The sequence below is a fragment of the Pseudomonas psychrophila genome, from assembly GCF_001043005.1.
GTDB classification, from domain to species: Bacteria; Pseudomonadota; Gammaproteobacteria; order Pseudomonadales; family Pseudomonadaceae; genus Aquipseudomonas; species Aquipseudomonas psychrophila.
Window position 1 is genome coordinate 287,004 of sequence record NZ_JYKZ01000005.1, and the last position, 19,190, is coordinate 306,193.

The window sequence follows — 19,190 nt, forward strand, 5'->3', positions numbered from 1 at the left end:
GTCTTCACGTTATCTTTGAAGGTTTTGGGGGCTTATTGCTTGTTAGTGGTTTATATCAAGAGCTGTATGACATTTAGTAACAGTGCCCTGCCGTAATGGCATTTTGTGCACTGTTGATGGCAAAAATGCCACAGCACCAACCTGCGGGTGTGTGACATAGGTCACACCGGTTGGCGCTGAATAATGGCCTTTTAGTTCAATCCCAGCTTGCCGCGCAGGGTCGACAAGTCTTCTGCCAGCGTATTAACCGGCCCAATCAGTGCCTTGCGATCGTTGTCTTTGACCTTGTCGTAGGTTTCAAAACCACCGTCGGCGGTTTTGTATCTGGCCAGAATGGAGTTCACCGTGGCGAAGTTTTTGTCGACTTTGGCGGCAAAGGCTTTGTCGTTCTGTTCTATCTGCGCGCGGAACAAGTCGAATATCTTCTTCGCGCCGTCTACGTTGCCCTGAAAGTCATAGAGGTCGGTGTGGCTGTAACGATCTTCTTCGCCGGAAATCTTTGTGGCAGCCACTTCTTCCATCAGCGCTGCTGCGCCGCCGACAACTTTTTCGGGCGGGAAGGTCAGGCTTTCGACACGGTTTTGCAGGTCTTTTACGTCTTTGTTCAGGCCGTCGGCCAATTGATCCAGGCCCTGTGTGCTGTTTTCGGAGAACAGGCTGTATTCGATGCGGTGGAATCCCGTGAAATCAGGGGCCTTCACACCTTTTTCGTGGTCGTCGACCCGGGAGTCGATCGACGCGTCAAGGTCGCTGAACAGCTCGGCAATGGGCTCGATGGACTCGTAGTACACCCGGGTGGGGGCATAGAGTTTTTTGGCCGTTGCCAGGTCACCTTTCTTGACCGCGTCTGTGAACTTTTGCGTGTTGCTGGCCAACTCGTCCAGTTGCTCGGTGACGTAGATCTTGTAGTCCGAAACAGGCTGCACCAAATCCAGTGGCGCGGTTGCAGCCAGTACCGAGAGCGGGGTGTGGAGCAAGCCTATGGCCAGTAACAGTGCGAGCGGCGTCTTCTTCATGGGACTTTATCCGGTTGATTGAGGTTCAGGTGCGGGTAAGGGGTGTGGCTGCATCGAGCAGCGAGCGGCCAATGAAATCCTGATCGTCGCGCACCCCCGGCAAGGTAAAGAAATAACCGCCGCCTACTGGCTTGAGGTACTCCTCCAGCGGCTCACCGTTGAGGCGGGTTTGCACGGCGATGAAGCCCTGTTCCAGATCCCGTTGGTAGCAGATAAACAGCAGCCCCATGTCCAGCTGGCCGTTCTTGTTGACGCCATTGGAATAGTTGAAGGGGCGGCGCAAGATCAGGCTGTTGCGCGTTTGCGCGGTGCGCGGGTTGGCCAGGCGAATATGGGCGTCCATCTTGGTGATTTTGCCGTGTGGATCCTTGTTGTAGTCAGGTACATCGCTTTCCCGGATTCCGTCCATGGGCGCACCGCTGGCCTTGCTGCGACCAAAGATGCTTTCTTGCTCTTGCAGCGGCGTTCGATCCCAACGCTCAACGAAGTTGCGGATGATACGAACCGCCTGATAGCTGCCATTGACCGCCCACTGTGGTTCGTCGCTGCCGGGCAGGACCCAGACAATCTGGTTCATGGCCGTATTGTTGTTGGAGTCGGGGTTGGCGGAGCCATCGCGAAAGCCCAAAAAGTTACGGGCGCTTTGAGCGGGTACGCCGGGCTTGGCGGGAGCTTGTGGCGGAACAGTGCCTTCCTGTTTCCAGCGCACCAGGAGCAGGTCCGGCAGGTTTTTCACGATGTCTCGCAGGGCGTGAATATTGGTATCGGCGGTATTGGCGCAAAACTGCAGGCTCAAGTCGCCGTGGCACTGCGCGGGCTCCAATGCATCGTTGGGAAAGCCTTGCATGCGGCTCAAACGCTTGGGTTTGACCTGGCTCAGGCCGAATCGCTGATCGAACAGTGACTCGCCGACTGACACCGTGACGGTCAAGTTGTCCGGGGTTACAACGGGGCCAAGAATGCCGGAATCTACAGGTGGCAGCTTGGGGTCAACCAGGGGCACGGTCCCGCCCTTCATCAGGAAGGCAATGCGCTCGTTCAAGGTGTGGAACAGGCGCTCCAGATCTTGTCGATCAGTGGCGAGCACATCGAACGAGACCAGCATGCCCGCGGCCGGGCGCGGAGTGACGATGCCGTTTTGATGCTGACCATGGAAGTCGTGATGGTCCAGCGTCTTGTCGCTGCTCGGTGCCTGCGTGACTTGGGCATCTGCCGGGCTGCCCGCAGCCATGGCCGGGCAGCTCAGGGCGCCACCGGCCAATGCAGCGCCTGCGACCCCCATGCCCATCAGGATACGGCGGCGTTGCAGGTTGAAAGGGGTAGGGGTGTGTTCTGAATCACTCATGTGCGTCTCGTCTGCAATTACAGGCCGCTTAGGCCGAGGGCGGGATCGATTCCATCGAGTTCATCGGCCAGAACCTTGGCCTTGTTGCTGATGTGTTGGCGTTGTTCGGCACTGACCCTGTCGTAGGTGCGGTAACCCTGCGATGTTTTGAGGCCGTTGAGTTCGGCTTCAAGCGAGGCGCTGGCACTGTCTATGTTGCGTTGCAGGTCGGGATTTTTTTTGGTCAGCAATGGGCGCAGCAGGTCAACCACCTTGCGCGTAGCTTCAAGGTTGGCGGCAAAACCATTGAGGTCGATATGGCTGTAGCGTTCTTCCTCGCCGCTGTTGGCACGGGTGTCAGCCAAAGTGTGGAGGGTGCGGGCAACAATGCTGACCAACTGTTCCGGCGGCAGCGACTGGGCCAATAACTGTTGTTTGAGCTGCACGGTATCGGCTTGCAATCGTTGGGCGATCGGTGCCAGGCCTTCAGTGCTGCGCTGATCAAACAAGCCGTACTCCAGGCGATGGAATCCGGAGAAGCCAGGGTCTGACTCGCGTTTTTCGAAATAGTCGGCGCGGGCGTTGATGGCGTTGTCCAGCTCGGCCAACCGCTGCGCAGCCGGGGCCAGGCGTTGGTAGGCGACGCGGGCAGGTGTGTACAAGGCTTGCGCCTGCTCAAGATCACCGGCTCCAATGGCTTGGGACAGTGCATCGACCGCCTTGATCAGCACGCTGCTCTGGCGGCTCACGTAAACCCGGAACTCCGACAGGGGGCCAATAAACGCCACCATTGACGGTCGCGCATTGGCGCTGGCCTCGGACGCTGCGGTGGGTGTCACATGCAGCGTGCCGCGGGGATTGCTGAGCAGGCCGCAGGTGATGGCGTAATCCCCTGGCGCCAATGTTGCGTTGATCACCTGACTCAGGCCCGGAGCAATATTTTCACGCTCTTCAACGACCAGCACACCGTCGAGGATCTCCCATTCGACCGCCCGTTCTGACGCGTTGACGATGCGAAAACTATTGAGCCCGGCCGGTACGGTGAGTGCATTGGGTTCACAGCTATGGGGGTGAATGGTGACCGTGACTTGGTCGTTGTGAGTTTTACGCTTGGCCGCAGCCAGTTGCGAGGCGTAGTAGAACAACCCGCCGGCAGCGATCATCACGATCACCGAGCCGGCCACCGCCCAGCGCAGCGCGCGTGGGGGTGTACCGCTTGCAGGGGTAGGCATGCTTGACCTTATGGGTGTGTTACAGAAGAGGTATGGACTGTTTTTGCAGGTGCTGGCGGGCGCAAGAACATCCCCAGCGTGACTGCCAGGTAAATCACATAGGCCCCCAGGACGCTCACTGTCGGGGCCTCCTGATAGCCAAACATGCCCGCTAGCACTGAGCCAAGTGGGCCGTCCATTGGCAACTGAGTGCTGATATCAAACACCACGTCTTGCAGGTGATTCCACAGACCGGCTTCATGCAGGGCCTGCACCGAGTTGGCCAGGATGCCCGCGGCCACCACCAGAATAAAAAGCCCTGTCCAGCGGAAGAACAGACCCAGGTTCAGGCGCATGCTGCCGCTGTAAATTGCAAAGCCAATGCAGATGGCCAGGGCCAGGCCGAGCAGGGCGCCCAGCGGTGCAGCAGGGCCTTCGCTTTGCTGGAATACGGCGAGCAGAAAAAAAACGGTTTCGAGCCCTTCGCGGGCGACAGCAAAGAACACCATGGCGATCAGGGCAGTGACTTGATGCTTTGAGCCTGCCAGTGCCTGGTCTAAGGACGTGTGCAGGGAGTGTTTGATTGAGCGCGCCACCTTGCGCATCCAGAACACCATCGAACTGAGAATGCCGACGGCAATCAGGCCAACGATGCCTTCGAACAACTCCTGTTGTTTTTGCGGGAACTCGGCACTCATCAGCTCAAGCCCACCGCCCACTAACAGCGCCAGGGCGGCAGCCAGAAAGACCCCGATCCACACGGCGGGCATCCACTCACCGCGGCCTGTTTGCTTCAGGTAACTGGCAATGATGCCGACGATAAGTGCGGCCTCGATACCTTCGCGCAGCATGATCAGAAATGGAACCAGCATGGAGAAAGCCCGTGTCACTAATTAGTTAGGGGGCTAACTTGTAACATATTGATACGTATTGCCAAACAAGAATCGATTGCATTTGCTGAACATTGGCTGAACGAAAGGCTGCACCAGGTCAATGGACTCAATGCATTGCTTCAGACAAATCCGGTCGCCTGTATCGCGAGCAAGCCCGCTCCCACTAGGAACGCAAAGCTGTGGGAGCGGGCTTGGTCGCGAGGGTATCGATGCGGTGATTCAGCAGAGCCGGCTCATCAGCATCATCATGGCTTTTTCGCCTCGTTGACTTTTGGTTCTGATTGCTCGTTATGCGCTTTCATGGATTCAAGTGCCGTCTCGGCGGTCATTGCTCTGAGTGTCAGAGTGGCTGTGGTTTCTTGCGCCTGGCTCTGCGCTTGCTTCAAGCCTTCGCTTTCCTGGGTAGCCACCCGCAAGCGTTCCTGGAGCAGGGTGCATTCGTTTTGCAGCTGGCTCAGTTGCCCAGTCAACTGTCCGTTGAGGTTGCTCAGCTTGTGTTGCTGGTCGTTGGCCTGGTTCAGCTCTTTGTTCAGGGCTCGGCTTTCGCTCAGTACGCGTTCGTTGTCGCGATGCAACTGGGTGATTTCATCCTGGCGTACCAGTGCGCTCTGCTGAGCCTGGCGCAGTTCCATTTGCACTTGCTGCAATTGACCTTCATGGCGACGCTGATCCTGCTCCCGTTGTTCCTTGACGGCGCTGCGGTAATGTTCAAGGGCATCGCGGGCGTGCAGATGTTTTTCTTCCAGCGAGCGGATTTGCTCGTCACGGTCCTTGAGGCGTAGCTCAAAGTCGCTGCAAGCCTGATTCAGAGCCGCGTTGCGAGTTTGTTCGGTTTGCAGCATGGAGCGGGTGGCTTCAAGGTTGACGGTTTCCTGGTTAAGTGCCGTGCCTTGTATCTCAAGCTGTCGCTCAAGCAGCGCCTGGGCGTTTTGCGCCTCGCCAAGCTGCCCCTGCAACTCGATTTTCAGCTGCTCGTAATGAGCCTGGGCGCGGTCAATCGGCTCTTGCGCCTGATCCTGCAGGCGCTGAGCGAGGCGGGCGACCAGTTCGGTCAGCTCATCGCCTATCTGTTCCTGAGGCGCCCCGCGGCGCGAGTCGACCTCGTCCAGCTCTTTTAAATACCGATGGATCGTGGTTTTCGATCCGGTATTTCCCATCTCGATACGTACCGCATCAATGCTCGGGTGTTCACCGCGGGCCAGGATCGCCGTGCGTGCAATTTGGACTACCGCTTTGTTTACGCCGCCACGGGCCATGGCATTCTCCTACGATTTTGTACTGTGGTATGTATCATGTATATACATACTATATGAGTCATTTTGGTTTGTCTTTATTTGCAATTCAAGGCACGGGATATACTGGTATTATCCCGTGTTAGAGCCTTTTAACTGTGTTTAAGGCCCGTTTTCAGTACGCCAATCAAGAGAACTGCCCATGAGCGAGCTGGATCGCTACTTAAACGCCGCGACCCGAGACAACACCCGCCGTAGCTATCGGGCGGCCATTGAGCATTTCGAAGTCACCTGGGGCGGATTCCTTCCGGCCACCAGCGACAGCGTGGCGCGCTATCTGGTGGCTCACGCCGGACAGCTCTCGATCAACACATTGAAGCTGCGCCTGTCGGCGATCGCTCAATGGCACAACAGTCAGGGATTTGCCGATCCCACCAAGGCCCCGGTAGTGCGCAAGGTGTTCAAGGGCATCCGCGCATTGCATCCGGCTCAGGAAAAGCAGGCCGAACCGTTGCAGTTGCAGCATCTGGAGCAGGTGGTCGACTGGCTTGAAGGCGAAGCGCAGGCAGCGCAAGCCAGCGCGGATCAACCAGGGCTGTTGCGCGCCAGGCGTGACGCTGCCCTGATTTTGCTGGGGTTCTGGCGCGGGTTTCGTAGCGATGAGCTTTGCCGTTTGCAGGTCGAGCACGTACAGGCTGTCCCGGGTGCGGGCATTACGCTGTATCTGCCCCGCAGCAAGAGCGACCGCGACAACCTGGGCAAGACCTTTCAGACTCCGGCGCTCTTGCGTCTGTGCCCGGTGCGGGCCTATATCGAGTGGCTCAATACGGCAGCCCTGGTGCGTGGCGCGGTGTTTCGCGGGATTGATCGCTGGGGCAATCTGGGCGAGGAGGGGCTGCACGCCAACAGCGTTATTCCACTGCTGCGCCAGGCACTGGAGCGCGCCGGCATCCCTGCCGAGCAATACACCAGTCACTCGCTGCGTCGCGGTTTTGCAACATGGGCGCATCAAAGTGGCTGGGATTTAAAGTCGCTGATGAATTATGTCGGCTGGAAGGACGTCAAGTCAGCCATGCGCTATGTTGAAGCGACCCCGTTTACGGGGATGAGCATGATGGCCGAGAAACAAATTGGTAACTGATCCGTGTCAAGTTGAAAGCCTGAGCGGTGGCCCATAGTTAGAAGGCATGTTTTAGCATTAGCTTTCTTCTATCTATAGCGTCACCTGATAGCTAAAACCAATCGGCAGCATCAGCTTTGCCAATGAGCCAGATACGGAATGTGTTGTTAGGATTCACCTCATCAACTTTTCAACCCTGACGGAGAGTCAACGATGCCTATCATCAACAGCCAAGTAAAACCGTTCAAAGCAACTGCCTACAAAAACGGCAGCTTCGTGGAAGTCTCGGACGCTGACCTGAAAGGCAAGTGGTCTGTCGTGTTCTTCTACCCAGCCGACTTCACCTTCGTTTGCCCAACCGAACTGGAAGACCTGGCTGACAACTACGAAGAGTTCAAAAAACTCGGCGTGGAAATCTACAGCGTGTCGACTGACACCCACTTTGCCCACGCTGCCTGGCACAACACTTCGCCAGCCATCGGCAAGATCCAGTACACCATGATCGGCGACCCTACGCTGACCATCTCCCGTAACTTCGACGTACTGATCGAAGAAGCTGGCCTGGCTGACCGCGGTACGTTCGTGATCAACCCGGAAGGTCAGATCAAGATCGTTGAGCTGAACGACGGTGGTGTTGGTCGTGACGCATCCGAGCTGCTGCGCAAAATCAAGGCTGCTCAATATGTTGCGGCTCACCCAGGCGAAGTTTGCCCGGCTAAATGGAAAGAAGGTGAATCCACCTTGGCTCCATCGCTGGACCTGGTCGGCAAGATCTAAGTCTGTGAAGCATCCAAGGGCGGTGAACCGCACCTAAGTAGTCAGCAGCATCGCCCTCAAAACGCCCGGGCGACATTCGCTCGGGCGTTTTTTTACACAGAATTCAGTATTAAGGAGATCGCCCGTATGTTGGACGCCAATCTAAAAGCTCAGTTGAAGTCATACCTGGAGCGGGTCACACAGCCGATCGAGATCGTTGCTTCGCTCGACGACGGTGCGAAATCCCGTGAAATGCACGACCTGCTAAAGGAAATCGCCAGTCTTTCCAGCATGATCACCCTGCTGGACAACGGTAACGATGCGCGCAAGCCGTCGTTCTCGCTGAACCGCCCGGGCGGCGATATCAGCCTGCGTTTTGCAGGTATTCCGATGGGCCACGAATTTACTTCGCTGGTGCTGGCCTTGCTGCAAGTGGGCGGCCACCCATCGAAAGCCAGTACCGAAGTGATTGAACAGATTCGCGCCCTTAAAGGGGAGTTCAACTTCGAAACCTATTTCTCGCTGTCTTGCCAGAACTGTCCTGATGTTGTTCAGGCGCTGAACTTGATGGCAGTGCTAAACCCGAACATTCGCCACGTAGCGATTGACGGCGCGTTGTTCCAGGACGAAGTCACCGAACGTCAGGTGATGGCGGTGCCAAGTGTTTACCTCAACGGGGTTAACTTCGGCCAGGGCCGCATGGGGCTGGAAGAGATTCTCGGCAAGCTGGACACCAGCGCCGTGGAGCGTCAGGCCGAAAAAATCAGCGCCAAGGAAGCCTTTGATGTGCTGGTGGTCGGTGGCGGCCCGGCGGGTGCTGCGGCGGCGATTTATGCAGCACGTAAAGGCATTCGTACCGGCGTTGCCGCTGAGCGTTTTGGTGGTCAGGTGCTGGATACCATGGCCATCGAGAACTTTATCTCGGTTCAGGAAACTGAAGGTCCAAAGCTTGCCAGTGCACTTGAAGAACACGTCAAACAATACGACGTCGACATCATGAACTTGCAGCGCGCGGACAAACTGATTGCCGGCAAGGCGGGCGAGTTGCACGAAGTTAAATTCGCCAGCGGCGCTTCGCTCAAGGCCAAGACCGTGATTTTGGCCACCGGTGCCCGCTGGCGTGAAATGAACGTGCCGGGCGAGCAGGAATACCGTAGCCGTGGTGTTGCTTACTGCCCACACTGCGATGGTCCGTTGTTCAAAGGCAAGCGTGTTGCAGTGATCGGCGGTGGTAACTCAGGTGTTGAAGCGGCCATTGACCTGGCAGGTATTGTTGCCCACGTAACCCTGCTTGAGTTCGATACCCAGTTGCGCGCCGATGCCGTATTGCAGCGCAAGTTGCACAGCCTGCCTAACGTGAAGGTCATCACCCATGCGCAAACCACCGAGGTGACTGGCGACGGGCAGAAAGTGAACGGCCTGCGTTACAAGGATCGGCAGTCGGGTGAGGTGCATACCGTGGAGCTTGAGGGCATCTTTGTGCAAATCGGTTTGTTGCCCAACACCGATTGGCTTAAGGGTACGGTCGAGCTTTCGCCTCGCGGTGAGATCATAGTCGATGCTCGCGGTGAAACGTCCATCCCCGGTATTTTCGCTGCCGGTGACGTGACCACCGTACCGTACAAGCAGATTGTGATCGCGGTAGGTGAGGGCGCCAAGGCTTCGCTGAGTGCGTTCGATCACTTGATCCGCTCTTCTGCGCCTGAATAAGCGAGCCAAATAAAAAAACCCATGAGCGATCATGGGTTTTTTTTGCGTCCGGTATTTACATCGGTTGCGGCTGGATGATTTCTACCCAGTAACCGTCCGGATCTTTAACGAATGCCAGGGACTTCATGCGGCCGTCGTTCAAGCGCTTCTGGAAGTCCACGCCCAAGGTTTCAAAGCGCTCGCATGCGGCACGGATATCCGGCACCGAAATGCAGATATGGCCAAAACCACGGGGATCGGTATTGCCATTGTGGTAGACGACGCTGTCATCGGTTTCCGAGCCGTGATTGTGGGTCAGTTCCAGAATGCCGGGGATGGACTTCATCCACAGCGTGCGTGCTGCGTCGTCTGCCGGGATCTGGGCCTTGTCGACCAGCGCCAGAAAATACAGACTGAATTCGGCTTCAGGGAAGTCACGCTTTTCAACCAGTGAAAAGCCCAGTACGCGGGTATAAAAATCGAGGGACTTCTCGATGTTTTTGACGCGCAACATGGTGTGGTTGAACACGAAGTTTTGGGTAGCGCTATCAGGGGTGGCGGTAACGCCAGGGATGTTGTTCAGGTCTTGCAGGCTCATGAACCCTCCGAAAATGATGCTGGGTGATCGGTCGCTACGATGAGCGTGATGGGAGAATGATACGGAATGTGAAGTCGTGCGCCAAACCTGTTTTCATGGGCAAAGGGCTATTGGTACGAGGTGGCGGTCGCAGAGCAGATGACGCAGAAGGCCTGTGAGATCAATCATCTATTGCCCCCGCTATGGATGGATGCCGGCTGATCTGAGCAAGACCTCTTGCCCGTAAGCTTGCGGTGCGGGTATCGCTAAAGACTCTACATGATGCCAAACGGCAGGTCGCCGCACCTGCTCCACAGCTGATCTTCAAAGGATTTTATATGGCAACTGAACTACATGCCGGGACGCACGCGGGTTACAGCACTCTCGCCTGGAACAATGGACGCGACGTAAATCTGGGCGACGTCATTCGCCAGGTTCCTGAGCTCGTGCTGGGCCGTTATGTGGCCATCGCTTGGTCGGATAGCGGGCCCTATAACATCAGTGCTGCCGAGATCGCTCGCGGTTGGCAGCGATTAGGTGACTTGGCGATTAGTCCTATGATTACGGATATCGCACAGTTGCCTACACCAGGCTTTGATGAATGGTATGTTTTTGAGTGTTTACCAGATCGGGCCAGGCTCTCCAGATTTAGCAGCGCTATCGCATTTCAACCTTTCACAGAGTGCGACAAGGTCAACGGGTTCTGGTCACAAATTGAAGATATGCAGCCAGTGCATGCTCTGCTGGGTGCCTGTCCAGGCCTGCTATTGATAACTCGGGATGCATCAATATATGAGCGAGTGCTTGCGATCTGTTCAGCGGGCGAGTGACATAGCTCAATGGCTATCGCAACAGTGGGTACTGCATAACTTCATAGAGTGAACTTTGCGATCACTTCGTGCGATGACATGACATCGGCATATTCATCACCGAGTATTGCCAGGGTTAATTCATGAACGGTTGTGGCGTCCCACGACTTTCCATGCGCCCCGATGACGGGTACGGCTGTCGTCGCGTCGGACGGAAGGATGATGCTGTAACCGAGCGCTTTTCCCGCACGGACTGTGGCATCCATGCTGTTGTGAATCACAACACCCGTCAGCACCAGACGCTTTACTTGCATCCTTTTAAGAGTGGCGTCTAATTCTGTGCCAATGAAGGCGCAGTTCTCCTGTTTGGTGATGACGGTTTCTCCCTGTATCGGGGCAACGTCTTTCTTTATTTCATTCCAGGGGCCATGAACGTAATAGCTAGATGCAGGCGTCTGCTCATCGTGCTTCACGTGAAGAACCGGCCAACCGTTTGAGCGCCAGTGATTAAGCAGGCGTTGAATTACCGTCAAATACTCCGGATTATTTTTGCCATCCCAGTTCGGGCGATCAATGGCATCTTGAACATCAAGGATAACAAGGGGGATAGAGCCAGATTGATCCTTCATGCAATCTCATTTCCTTTTTGTGGCAGTAGGCCGAGTGTGCTGAGCTGAGCCGCTGCCAGCAGATGCCCATCATTGTGCCTGTAGCTGGGGCGTCTGGGTGCCCTGGCCGGACACTTTCGTGGGGGGTGGACAAATTTCGGGCAAAAAGAAGCCCGCCGAAGCGGGCATGGGGCGCTAGTCCTTTAGCAGCCTCTATCCTGTGACCAACCATGTGAAAAAATTGTGAAGCATCTTGCTCCATCCGTCCCTTTCGGCCGCGCGGGTTGCAGAATACGACTTTTCCTACGCGGCATTGAGTGCTGATCAATATGTGAGCCGGGTTATGCAGCAAAACAAGTGCGCGTAATGGGCGTGATGTCTGGAGTGATTCCGCAAGGGCGCAAGGTCGATGTTTTAATGACAGACCAAAAATAACGGAACTCTTCATGTCACGATCAGTTGAACAGTTCTGTATAAAGTTAAGTCTTTATAGTTGAGCATTTTGAGAGCGACTAACAGCGGTACAAAAAAAGCCCTGCAAGGGCAGGGCTGTTGTCACTGATGGACTTCATGCACGAAGCCAGGTATCTACCGTGGCTGCGCCGTACTCTTCCTTCCAGGCTTTCAAGCCACGATGGTTGCCACCTTTGGTTTCGATCAGCTCGCCGGTATGGGGGTTTTGGTAAACCTTGAGTACTCGCGCCTTACGCTGTTTAGGGGCCGATGAACCCTTTGACGCAGAAGGGTTCGGGTCAAGAATGGCAACGATGTCCCGAAGGTTTTTGCCGTAGGTTTTCATCAGGCCTTGAAGCTTCTCTTCGAACTCGATTTCTTTTTTCAGTCCGGCATCATTTTTCAAGGCTTCCAATTGGGCCAGCTGTTCTTGTAGCGCTTTTTCAGCAGCGCGAAACTCAGCAAGTCTAGACAAAGTCATTACTCCATTCGTAGGTTCGGTGCGATGAAACCGAAGCGAATTAATGATGTTTGGAATGCACAAGATTTGCAGAACGAGCCCCCCAGGAGTTTGACCCTTGGGAGCGCATCCAGTGATGCAAACAATTAAAAGTTCGTATTCGGACAAAAAAATTGTAGTTGTTAATTCCTACGCTGCCAAGTGCTATAAGCGTGCTGTTTGAAAAAGTTTCAAACAGCACGCTTAATTATTAAGTGGAGGTTAACCGTGCCCGTAACGCCTCGATGAACTCGCCAGGGGGCATGGGTCGCGCAAACAGGTAGCCTTGTAAAAAATCTACCCCTTGAGCGGCCAGGTATTCGCTTTGCTCTTGTGTTTCAACACCTTCGGCAACAATCCCCAGGTCAAGCTTGGCACTCAACTCGATGATGCTGTCCAGAATATGCCTGGACAGGGCATCGACACCAATCAGGGCGACGAAACTCTGGTCGATTTTCAAATAGTCGACGTTGAACTCACGCAAGTAACTCAAGCTCGAATGACCCGTACCAAAGTCATCAATGGCAATCATGACCCCCAGTGTGTGCAATTGACTGAACAATTCATGGGTGGTTGCAGTCGGTACGATTAACTCGCGTTCGGTGAGTTCCAGAACAAGATTGATATGCCCTGGCGCAAAAGCTTCCAGAAAACGACGGCAGTCTTCAACCAGTTCCAGGTTATGACAATGGTGGGCGGCTATGTTGAAGGCTATATGGAAGCCAGGCCCCATGTTGCTGGAGTGGGGTGCAAGCAGTCGTGATGTTTGCTCCATGAGCGAGCGCGTCATGGGCACAATCAACCCCGAGTGTTCTGCAAAAGGGATAAACAGGTCGGGGCGAACCAACCCCTCTGTGGGGTGTTGCCAGCGCATCAATACTTCGGCGCCGGCCCACTGCTTGGTATCACCCCGCACAACGGGTTGAAAGTAAGGAATGAACTCGCCCGCCTCCAGACCGCGCTGCATTTCACTCGAAGGTGAGGAGGAGCGTTGTTGAAGCCTGTGAACGGTTGCTGCAGAAACAGCCCCCAGGAAGATCAATAAACCCAGAAAGCCGGGGTATTCCACAGTGACATGTCGCCAGACTGCGCCCTGGTTAAAGCCTGCGATAACTCGGTAGGGGAACTCGAGTGAAGCCACTGCAGTTTGTGCCACCGGTAAATGTGGAAGCTGCGTCGTGCGTACCTGGCCATAACGATCGATCCAGGCATCCCCCACGGAGATTAATAATTGGGTTTTGTGATTGATCAAGCCCAGTACGTTGACCAGATGAAAGCCATACAGGCTGATCAACGCCCCGCGCTTGTCCCTGGCCTGACGGTAAACCAGTACAGGGTCATTGGGCGTAACAATGGTGCCCGGCATCAGCCACAGTACGCCCCCAGCATAATTGGCAGGGTTGACCGCTTCTTTGTAATTGCCAAATAAAGACGTGCAGTAAATTTGGTTGTCCCACACCAGATTAACGGAGCGAACAAAGGGGCGACGCGTGACCTGTTCTCGTAGGGCGAGCTCAACCTGGGCGCAATCCTGACCCGCCAGCGGCAAGACGACATCGGCGGCAAGGGCTGCATTGTCCAGCATCAAGTCAAATTGACGGACTGCTTCCTGGGCCGTTTGAGTAGCCTCAAGTTTCAAGGAGCGGTTGGCCTGCCAGACAATAATCAAGACCCCCAGCACGACTGGCAACAGCCCACTTAGCACAATCAGCGCATAGCGGTCGGTCCATTTACGGCTCATCTTTAAAGTGAGTGGCATTCAAAATCCTGCTAACACAGAGGTGGGGCTTGGGTGCACGCTAGAGAACAGTAGGAAAAGGGTAGCAGTACGGGCGGGCTATTTTACAATGGGTAAGACAAACAAGATTACGCCATGTAGAATCGGCTTACGCATACAAGAATAACGACTTCTGAAAGCAGAAGCCCTACCGCGTAAGAGATGGATCGAAATGAAGCGATTCGGGTTCCAATTGATCTACGGTGACTTCCTTGCGCGCAGTGTGCGCGGGATCTCCTGCGCGCCACCTGCCAGCCTCAGCATTCTTAGCATATAACCCCTGTTAATTCTAAAAATGACCATGATGAGGCGCCTAAAATGGCTGATCTATACGAAAACCCAATGGGCCTGATGGGCTTTGAATTCATCGAATTCGCATCCCCTGTACCCAACACGCTTGAACCTGTCTTTGAAATCATGGGTTTCACCAAGGTGGCAACCCACCGCTCCAAGGACGTGCACTTGTATCGCCAGGGCGATATCAACCTGATCCTCAACAACGAACCCAACAGCGTCGCGTCCTATTTCGCGGCCGAGCACGGCCCTTCGGTATGCGGGATGGCCTTTCGTGTGCGCAATGCTCAGCAAGCCTATACCCGTGCGCTTGAGTTGGGTGCCCAGCCAGTCCATATCCCTACAGGCCCGATGGAGCTGAACCTGCCTGCAATCAAAGGTATCGGTGGCGCGCCCTTGTACCTGATAGATCGTTACGGCGAAGGCAACTCGATATACGACATCGATTTTGTATTCATCGAAGGCGTAGACCGTCATCCGGTAGGCGCGGGCCTGAAGATCATCGATCACCTGACTCACAACGTGTATCGCGGCCGCATGGCGTATTGGGCTAACTTCTACGAGAAGTTGTTCAACTTCCGCGAAATTCGTTATTTCGACATCAAGGGCGAATACACCGGCCTGACCTCCAAGGCCATGACCGCACCGGATGGCATGATCCGTATTCCGTTGAACGAAGAGTCGTCCAAGGGCGCGGGCCAGATCGAAGAATTTTTGATGCAATTCAACGGCGAAGGCATCCAGCACGTTGCCTTCCTCAGTGATGACCTGATCAAGACTTGGGACGCCCTGAAGAAAATCGGCATGCGCTTCATGACTGCACCGCCAGAAACCTACTACGAAATGCTTGAAGGCCGCCTGCCGAACCACGGTGAACCGGTTGAAGAGCTTCAGTCGCGTGGCATCTTGCTGGACGGTTCTTCAGAATCGGGTGACAAGCGCCTGCTGCTGCAGATCTTCTCGGAAACCCTGATGGGCCCGGTGTTCTTCGAGTTTATCCAGCGCAAGGGCGATGATGGCTTTGGCGAAGGCAACTTCAAGGCGCTGTTTGAGTCCATCGAGCGTGACCAGGTGCGTCGTGGCGTGCTGAGCACCGACTAAAGGAAGGGCCGCCGGACCCTGTCCGGCGGCTACCCGACTTCTAAAACAATCCCGCCGCAATATTGATCGTAAACCCCAGTACTGCCGTGTTGAATAAAAAGCCGAGTAATGAGTGGCCCAGCACTGCTTTGCGCATTTCGCGGGTGGCGATGCTCACGTCGGCTGTCTGCACCGCAACATTGAGGGTGAACGAGAAGTACAGAAAGTCCCAGTAGTCCGGGTCCAGCAATCCCTCCGGGAAGCGCAGCGCCGGCTCCGGCCCGTCATTGTTATAAAACAGTCGAGCGTAATGCAGGCTGAAAATGACTCCGATCATCAACCACGAACCCACCACCGTCAGCCCGGTAAAGCCGTAATGAATCAGGCGATCGGTATCAGTGACAATGCTGCCCGACAACTCAAGGGTGACGGCCGCCAGGCTGGCAATTGCGGCTATGCATACGGTAATCAACACCATGCTGGCATTTTCATCTTCTACTTCAGCCGTGCTTTTCACGTCACAGGCCTTGGAGCGGATCACCAGCCAAATCGTCAACGCCAGATACAGCCATACAGCGATGTTCCAGCCCAACAGAAATTTGGTGGTCACTGTGGCGGCCGGAGCGAAAACGCCAACTGCCAGCCCGACCAGAGTGGCGAAGGTCAAGCGGGGGTGGGTGCGTGCAAGGTGCGACATAAACATTCCCTGTTACTGAGTTTACAAGCACCTTAGCACGCACTGCCGGGGGTTAGCCCTGACGCGGTTTGCTTCTTACCAGCTTCATTACCACCACGAAGAATACCGGCACGAACACCACGGCCAAGGTTGCGACGATCATGCCGCCGATAACCCCTGTGCCGATGGCTTGCTGACTGGCGGAACTGGCGCCGGTTGCAAGTGCCAGTGGCACCACGCCCAGGATAAACGCCAGTGACGTCATCACAATCGGGCGCAGTCGCAGGCGGGCAGCTTGCACGGTAGCGTCCACCAGATCATGACCTTCGTCGTAGAGGGTCTTGGCAAACTCGATGATCAAAATGGCGTTCTTTGCCGACAGGCCAATTATGGTGATCAGGCCCACTTTGAAGAACACATCGTTGGGCATGCCGCGCAACGTGACTGCCAGCACCGCACCCAGCACCCCGAGCGGCACGACCAGCAGTACGGCAGTCGGGATTGACCAGCTTTCGTACAGTGCCGCCAGGCACAGGAACACGATCAGCAGTGACAATGCCAGCAGGATCGGTGCCTGCGCTCCGGACACCCGTTCCTGCAGCGACAGACCTGTCCATTCAAGCCCAAGGCCTGTCGGCAGCTGGCTGACCAGGCGCTCCATTTCAGCCATCGCCTCGCCGGTACTGTGCCCCGCAGCCGATTCGCCGGAAATGCTGATCGCAGGGTAACCGTTGTAACGCGTCAGCTGGGACGGGCCCTGGATCCAGCGGGCTTCGACAAAGGCCGAGAGCGGGACCATCTTGCCCAGATCGTTGCGCACATTCATTTTGAGCAGGTCCTCGACCTGGCTCCGTTGGTCGCCTTCAGCCTGAACCACTACCCGTTGCATGCGGCCCTGATTCGGGAAGTCGTTGACATAGGCCGAGCCCACGGCCGTTGACAGCACGGCACCGATGTCAGCGAAGGAAATACCCAGCGCATTGGCACGTTTGCGATCGACCTCAAGTTGCACTTGCGGGCTTTCTGCCAGCGCTTCTTCGCGCACATTGGCCAGCACGGGGCTTTTAGCCGCCAGCTCAAGCAACTCGCTACGGGCTTGCATCAGCCTGTCATAGCCGACACCGCCACGGTCTTGCAGACGAAATTCAAAACCGCTGGACGTCCCCAGGCCACTGACCGGAGGTGGAAGGATGGCAAAGGCAACGGCGTCCTTGAGCTCGCTGAAAGCACCATTGGCGCGATCAGCGATAGCGGATGCCGAGTCCTGGGCCCCACGCTCGGACCAATCTTTGAGGGTGGTAAAGGCCAGCGCTGCGTTTTGTCCGCTACCCGAAAAGCTGAAGCCCAGGATCATTGTGGTATTACCCACGCCCGGCTCGCTGGCGTTGTGTGCCTCAATCTGCTCGACCACCTTGATCGTGCGGTTCTGGCTGGCGCCCGGCGGCAGCTGGATGTCGGTGATGGTGTAACCCTGGTCCTCCACTGGCAAAAAGGAGGAGGGCAGGCGTGCAAAGCACACCACCAGAATCACCAGCAGGGCACCGTATACCAGCAGGTAGCGTCCACTGCGTTTGATCAGGTGCACCACCCAATGTTCGTAACCTTCTGACAGGCGCTCGAACTTCTTGTTGAACCAGCCGAAGAAACCGCCCTTGGCATGATGCTCACCCTTGGCGATGGGCTTGAGCAAGGTTGCACAGAGGGCCGGGGTCAGAGACAGCGCCAAAAATGCCGAGAACAGAATCGAAGTCGCCATCGACAGTGAGAACTGCTGGTAAATCACCCCGACGGAGCCCGGCATGAACGCCATTGGAATAAACACGGCCACCAGCACCAGGGTGATGCCCACAATCGCGCCACTGATCTGGGTCATCGCCTTGCGAGTTGCCTTCCGTGGCGAAAGCCCTTCGCTGACCATGATCCGCTCGACGTTTTCAACCACAACAATCGCATCGTCCACCAGAATCCCGATGGCCAGCACCATACCGAACATGGTCAGTACGTTGATCGAGAAACCCAGCACCAGCATCGTGGCGAACGTTCCCATCAGCGCCACCGGTACCACCAGGGTCGGGATCAGTGTGTAGCGAATGTTCTGCAAGAACAGGTACATCACCGCAAACACCAGCACCATGGCCTCGACCAGGGTGTAGATAACCTTGGTGATCGAGACTTTCACAAACGGCGTGGTGTCATACGGAATGGTGTATTCAACACCGGCCGGGAAATAGCGGCTGAGTTCGTCCATCTTGGCGCGGATCAAGTTGCCCGTATTCAGGGCGTTCGCCTCCGGGGCCAGTTTCACGCTGAACGCGCTGGCCGACTTGCCGTTCAGACGGGTGCCGTATTGGTATTCCTGGCTACCGATTTCGACCCGGGCCACATCACTGATGCGTACCGTCGAACCGTCCGGGTTGGCGCGCAGCACAATGTCGCCAAACTCTTGCGGGGTCGACAGCTGGCCTTTGACCAGTACCGTGGCGGTAATTTCCTGGGTGGAACGCCCCGGTAAATCGCCGATGCTGCCCGCGGAAACCTGTGCGTTTTGATTGGCGATCGCCTGATTGACGTCGGCCGGGGTGAGGTTGAAACCGATCAGCTTCTGCGGGTCGATCCAGATGCGCATGGCACGCTCGGCGCCATACAACTGGGCCTTGCCGACCCCGTCGATGCGCTTGATTTCGTTCATCACGTTGCGCGCAAGGTAATCGCTGAGGGCGACCTCATCCAGCGCGCTGGTGCTGTCGGCAGTCAAGGTCACCAGCATCAGAAAGCCCGAGGAAATTTTCTCGACCTGCAGGCCTTGTTGAATGACCGCCTGGGGCAGGCGTGACTCCACCGCTTTGAGACGGTTCTGTACATCGACCTGCGCCATCTCCGGATCGGTACCGGGTTTGAAGGTCGCGGTAATGCTGGCACTGCCCAGGCTGCTCTGGGATTCGAAATACAGCAAGCCATCGGTACCGTTGAGCTCTTGCTCGATCAGGCTGACGACGCTTTCATCCAGGGTTTGGGCCGAAGCGCCGGGGTAGATGGCGTAAACCTCAACCTGTGGCGGTGCCACGTCGGGATATTTGGCTACTGGCAACTGCGGGATGGCCAAAGCCCCCGCCAGCAGAATGAACAACGCAACGACCCAGGCGAAGACCGGGCGGTCGATAAAAAACTGCGGCATG

The 19,190-nt window shown here is 56.0% G+C and carries 16 protein-coding genes; 5 read left to right on the forward strand and 11 right to left on the reverse strand.

Features of this window, described 5'->3' with window-relative positions; genetic code table 11:
* Positions 1–191: 191 nt before the first annotated feature.
* The 5 genes from efeO (TU76_RS14425) to TU76_RS14445 form a co-directional block, all read right to left on the reverse strand.
* Complete coding sequence (efeO, locus tag TU76_RS14425) at positions 192–1,016, reverse strand: iron uptake system protein EfeO (RefSeq protein WP_019827151.1); 825 nt, start codon at positions 1,014–1,016, stop codon at positions 192–194.
* Between the two features lie 25 nt (positions 1,017–1,041).
* The gene (efeB, locus tag TU76_RS14430) at positions 1,042–2,361 is read right to left on the reverse strand and encodes an iron uptake transporter deferrochelatase/peroxidase subunit (protein WP_048351918.1); all 1,320 of its coding nucleotides are present in this window, start codon (positions 2,359–2,361) and stop codon (positions 1,042–1,044) included.
* 17 nt (positions 2,362–2,378) lie between these two features.
* Positions 2,379–3,572: an iron uptake system protein EfeO gene (efeO, locus tag TU76_RS14435; protein ID WP_048351919.1), complete on the reverse strand. Its 1,194-nt coding sequence runs from the start codon at positions 3,570–3,572 to the stop codon at positions 2,379–2,381.
* A gap of 8 nt (positions 3,573–3,580) precedes the next feature.
* A complete protein-coding gene (efeU, locus tag TU76_RS14440; protein WP_046810775.1) occupies positions 3,581–4,423 on the reverse strand; it encodes an iron uptake transporter permease EfeU in 843 nt (280 codons plus the stop codon).
* A gap of 266 nt (positions 4,424–4,689) precedes the next feature.
* Positions 4,690–5,700, reverse strand: a complete 1,011-nt coding sequence (locus TU76_RS14445; protein ID WP_048351920.1) for a DNA-binding protein — start codon at positions 5,698–5,700, stop codon at positions 4,690–4,692.
* Positions 5,701–5,878: 178 nt separating this feature from the next.
* Here TU76_RS14445 and TU76_RS14450 point away from each other — a divergent pair, with 178 nt between their 5' ends.
* The 3 genes from TU76_RS14450 (at position 5,879) to ahpF (ending at position 9,262) form a co-directional block, all read left to right on the forward strand.
* Positions 5,879–6,817: a site-specific integrase gene (locus tag TU76_RS14450; RefSeq protein ID WP_019827144.1), complete on the forward strand. Its 939-nt coding sequence runs from the start codon at positions 5,879–5,881 to the stop codon at positions 6,815–6,817.
* Positions 6,818–7,009: 192 nt separating this feature from the next.
* Positions 7,010–7,573, forward strand: coding sequence for an alkyl hydroperoxide reductase subunit C (gene ahpC, locus TU76_RS14455; RefSeq protein WP_016780891.1), 564 nt, complete (start codon positions 7,010–7,012; stop codon positions 7,571–7,573).
* Positions 7,574–7,699: 126 nt separating this feature from the next.
* Positions 7,700–9,262, forward strand: a complete 1,563-nt coding sequence (gene ahpF, locus TU76_RS14460) for an alkyl hydroperoxide reductase subunit F (RefSeq protein ID WP_019827141.1) — start codon at positions 7,700–7,702, stop codon at positions 9,260–9,262.
* Positions 9,263–9,317: 55 nt separating this feature from the next.
* On the opposite strand, the gene gloA is transcribed toward ahpF, so the two are convergent.
* On the reverse strand, positions 9,318–9,839 hold the full coding sequence (gloA, locus tag TU76_RS14465; protein WP_019827139.1) for a lactoylglutathione lyase: 522 nt from the start codon (positions 9,837–9,839) through the stop codon (positions 9,318–9,320).
* Between the two features lie 317 nt (positions 9,840–10,156).
* Here gloA and TU76_RS14470 point away from each other — a divergent pair, with 317 nt between their 5' ends.
* Entirely contained in the window at positions 10,157–10,648 is a 492-nt protein-coding gene (locus tag TU76_RS14470; protein WP_046810772.1) for a hypothetical protein, read from the forward strand.
* A gap of 41 nt (positions 10,649–10,689) precedes the next feature.
* Here the strand turns inward: TU76_RS14470 and TU76_RS14475 are convergent, their stop codons facing one another.
* The 3 genes from TU76_RS14475 to TU76_RS14485 all read right to left on the reverse strand — a co-directional run bounded on the left by TU76_RS14475 (position 10,690) and on the right by TU76_RS14485 (position 13,946).
* Positions 10,690–11,256, reverse strand: a complete 567-nt coding sequence (locus TU76_RS14475) for an isochorismatase family protein (RefSeq protein WP_019827137.1) — start codon at positions 11,254–11,256, stop codon at positions 10,690–10,692.
* 547 nt (positions 11,257–11,803) lie between these two features.
* The gene (locus TU76_RS14480; RefSeq protein ID WP_019827136.1) at positions 11,804–12,163 is read right to left on the reverse strand and encodes a histone-like nucleoid-structuring protein, MvaT/MvaU family; all 360 of its coding nucleotides are present in this window, start codon (positions 12,161–12,163) and stop codon (positions 11,804–11,806) included.
* A 235-nt stretch (positions 12,164–12,398) separates the two neighbouring features.
* On the reverse strand, positions 12,399–13,946 hold the full coding sequence (locus TU76_RS14485) for an EAL domain-containing protein (protein WP_048351921.1): 1,548 nt from the start codon (positions 13,944–13,946) through the stop codon (positions 12,399–12,401).
* A gap of 336 nt (positions 13,947–14,282) precedes the next feature.
* Here TU76_RS14485 and hppD point away from each other — a divergent pair, with 336 nt between their 5' ends.
* A complete protein-coding gene (gene hppD / locus TU76_RS14490; RefSeq protein ID WP_019827134.1) occupies positions 14,283–15,359 on the forward strand; it encodes a 4-hydroxyphenylpyruvate dioxygenase in 1,077 nt (358 codons plus the stop codon).
* Positions 15,360–15,399: 40 nt separating this feature from the next.
* Here the strand turns inward: hppD and TU76_RS14495 are convergent, their stop codons facing one another.
* Both TU76_RS14495 and TU76_RS14500 read right to left on the reverse strand, forming a co-directional pair.
* Positions 15,400–16,035, reverse strand: a complete 636-nt coding sequence (locus TU76_RS14495; RefSeq protein WP_019827133.1) for a DUF1345 domain-containing protein — start codon at positions 16,033–16,035, stop codon at positions 15,400–15,402.
* A gap of 52 nt (positions 16,036–16,087) precedes the next feature.
* On the reverse strand, positions 16,088–19,189 hold the full coding sequence (locus TU76_RS14500) for an efflux RND transporter permease subunit (RefSeq protein WP_048351922.1): 3,102 nt from the start codon (positions 19,187–19,189) through the stop codon (positions 16,088–16,090).
* Position 19,190: the final 1 nt, after the last annotated feature.

Coding starts and splice junctions, on each gene's coding strand:
- TU76_RS14475 (WP_019827137.1), bottom strand. CDS start 11,256: ATGAAGGATCAATCTGGCTCTATCCCCCTTGTTATCCTTGATGTTCAA.
- efeO (WP_019827151.1), bottom strand. CDS start 1,016: ATGAAGAAGACGCCGCTCGCACTGTTACTGGCCATAGGCTTGCTCCAC.
- ahpC (WP_016780891.1), top strand. CDS start 7,010: ATGCCTATCATCAACAGCCAAGTAAAACCGTTCAAAGCAACTGCCTAC.
- TU76_RS14500 (WP_048351922.1), bottom strand. CDS start 19,189: ATGCCGCAGTTTTTTATCGACCGCCCGGTCTTCGCCTGGGTCGTTGCG.
- TU76_RS14470 (WP_046810772.1), top strand. CDS start 10,157: ATGGCAACTGAACTACATGCCGGGACGCACGCGGGTTACAGCACTCTC.
- TU76_RS14450 (WP_019827144.1), top strand. CDS start 5,879: ATGAGCGAGCTGGATCGCTACTTAAACGCCGCGACCCGAGACAACACC.
- TU76_RS14445 (WP_048351920.1), bottom strand. CDS start 5,700: ATGGCCCGTGGCGGCGTAAACAAAGCGGTAGTCCAAATTGCACGCACG.
- TU76_RS14485 (WP_048351921.1), bottom strand. CDS start 13,946: ATGCCACTCACTTTAAAGATGAGCCGTAAATGGACCGACCGCTATGCG.
- ahpF (WP_019827141.1), top strand. CDS start 7,700: ATGTTGGACGCCAATCTAAAAGCTCAGTTGAAGTCATACCTGGAGCGG.
- hppD (WP_019827134.1), top strand. CDS start 14,283: ATGGCTGATCTATACGAAAACCCAATGGGCCTGATGGGCTTTGAATTC.
- efeB (WP_048351918.1), bottom strand. CDS start 2,361: ATGAGTGATTCAGAACACACCCCTACCCCTTTCAACCTGCAACGCCGC.
- efeU (WP_046810775.1), bottom strand. CDS start 4,423: ATGCTGGTTCCATTTCTGATCATGCTGCGCGAAGGTATCGAGGCCGCA.
- gloA (WP_019827139.1), bottom strand. CDS start 9,839: ATGAGCCTGCAAGACCTGAACAACATCCCTGGCGTTACCGCCACCCCT.
- efeO (WP_048351919.1), bottom strand. CDS start 3,572: ATGCCTACCCCTGCAAGCGGTACACCCCCACGCGCGCTGCGCTGGGCG.
- TU76_RS14495 (WP_019827133.1), bottom strand. CDS start 16,035: ATGTCGCACCTTGCACGCACCCACCCCCGCTTGACCTTCGCCACTCTG.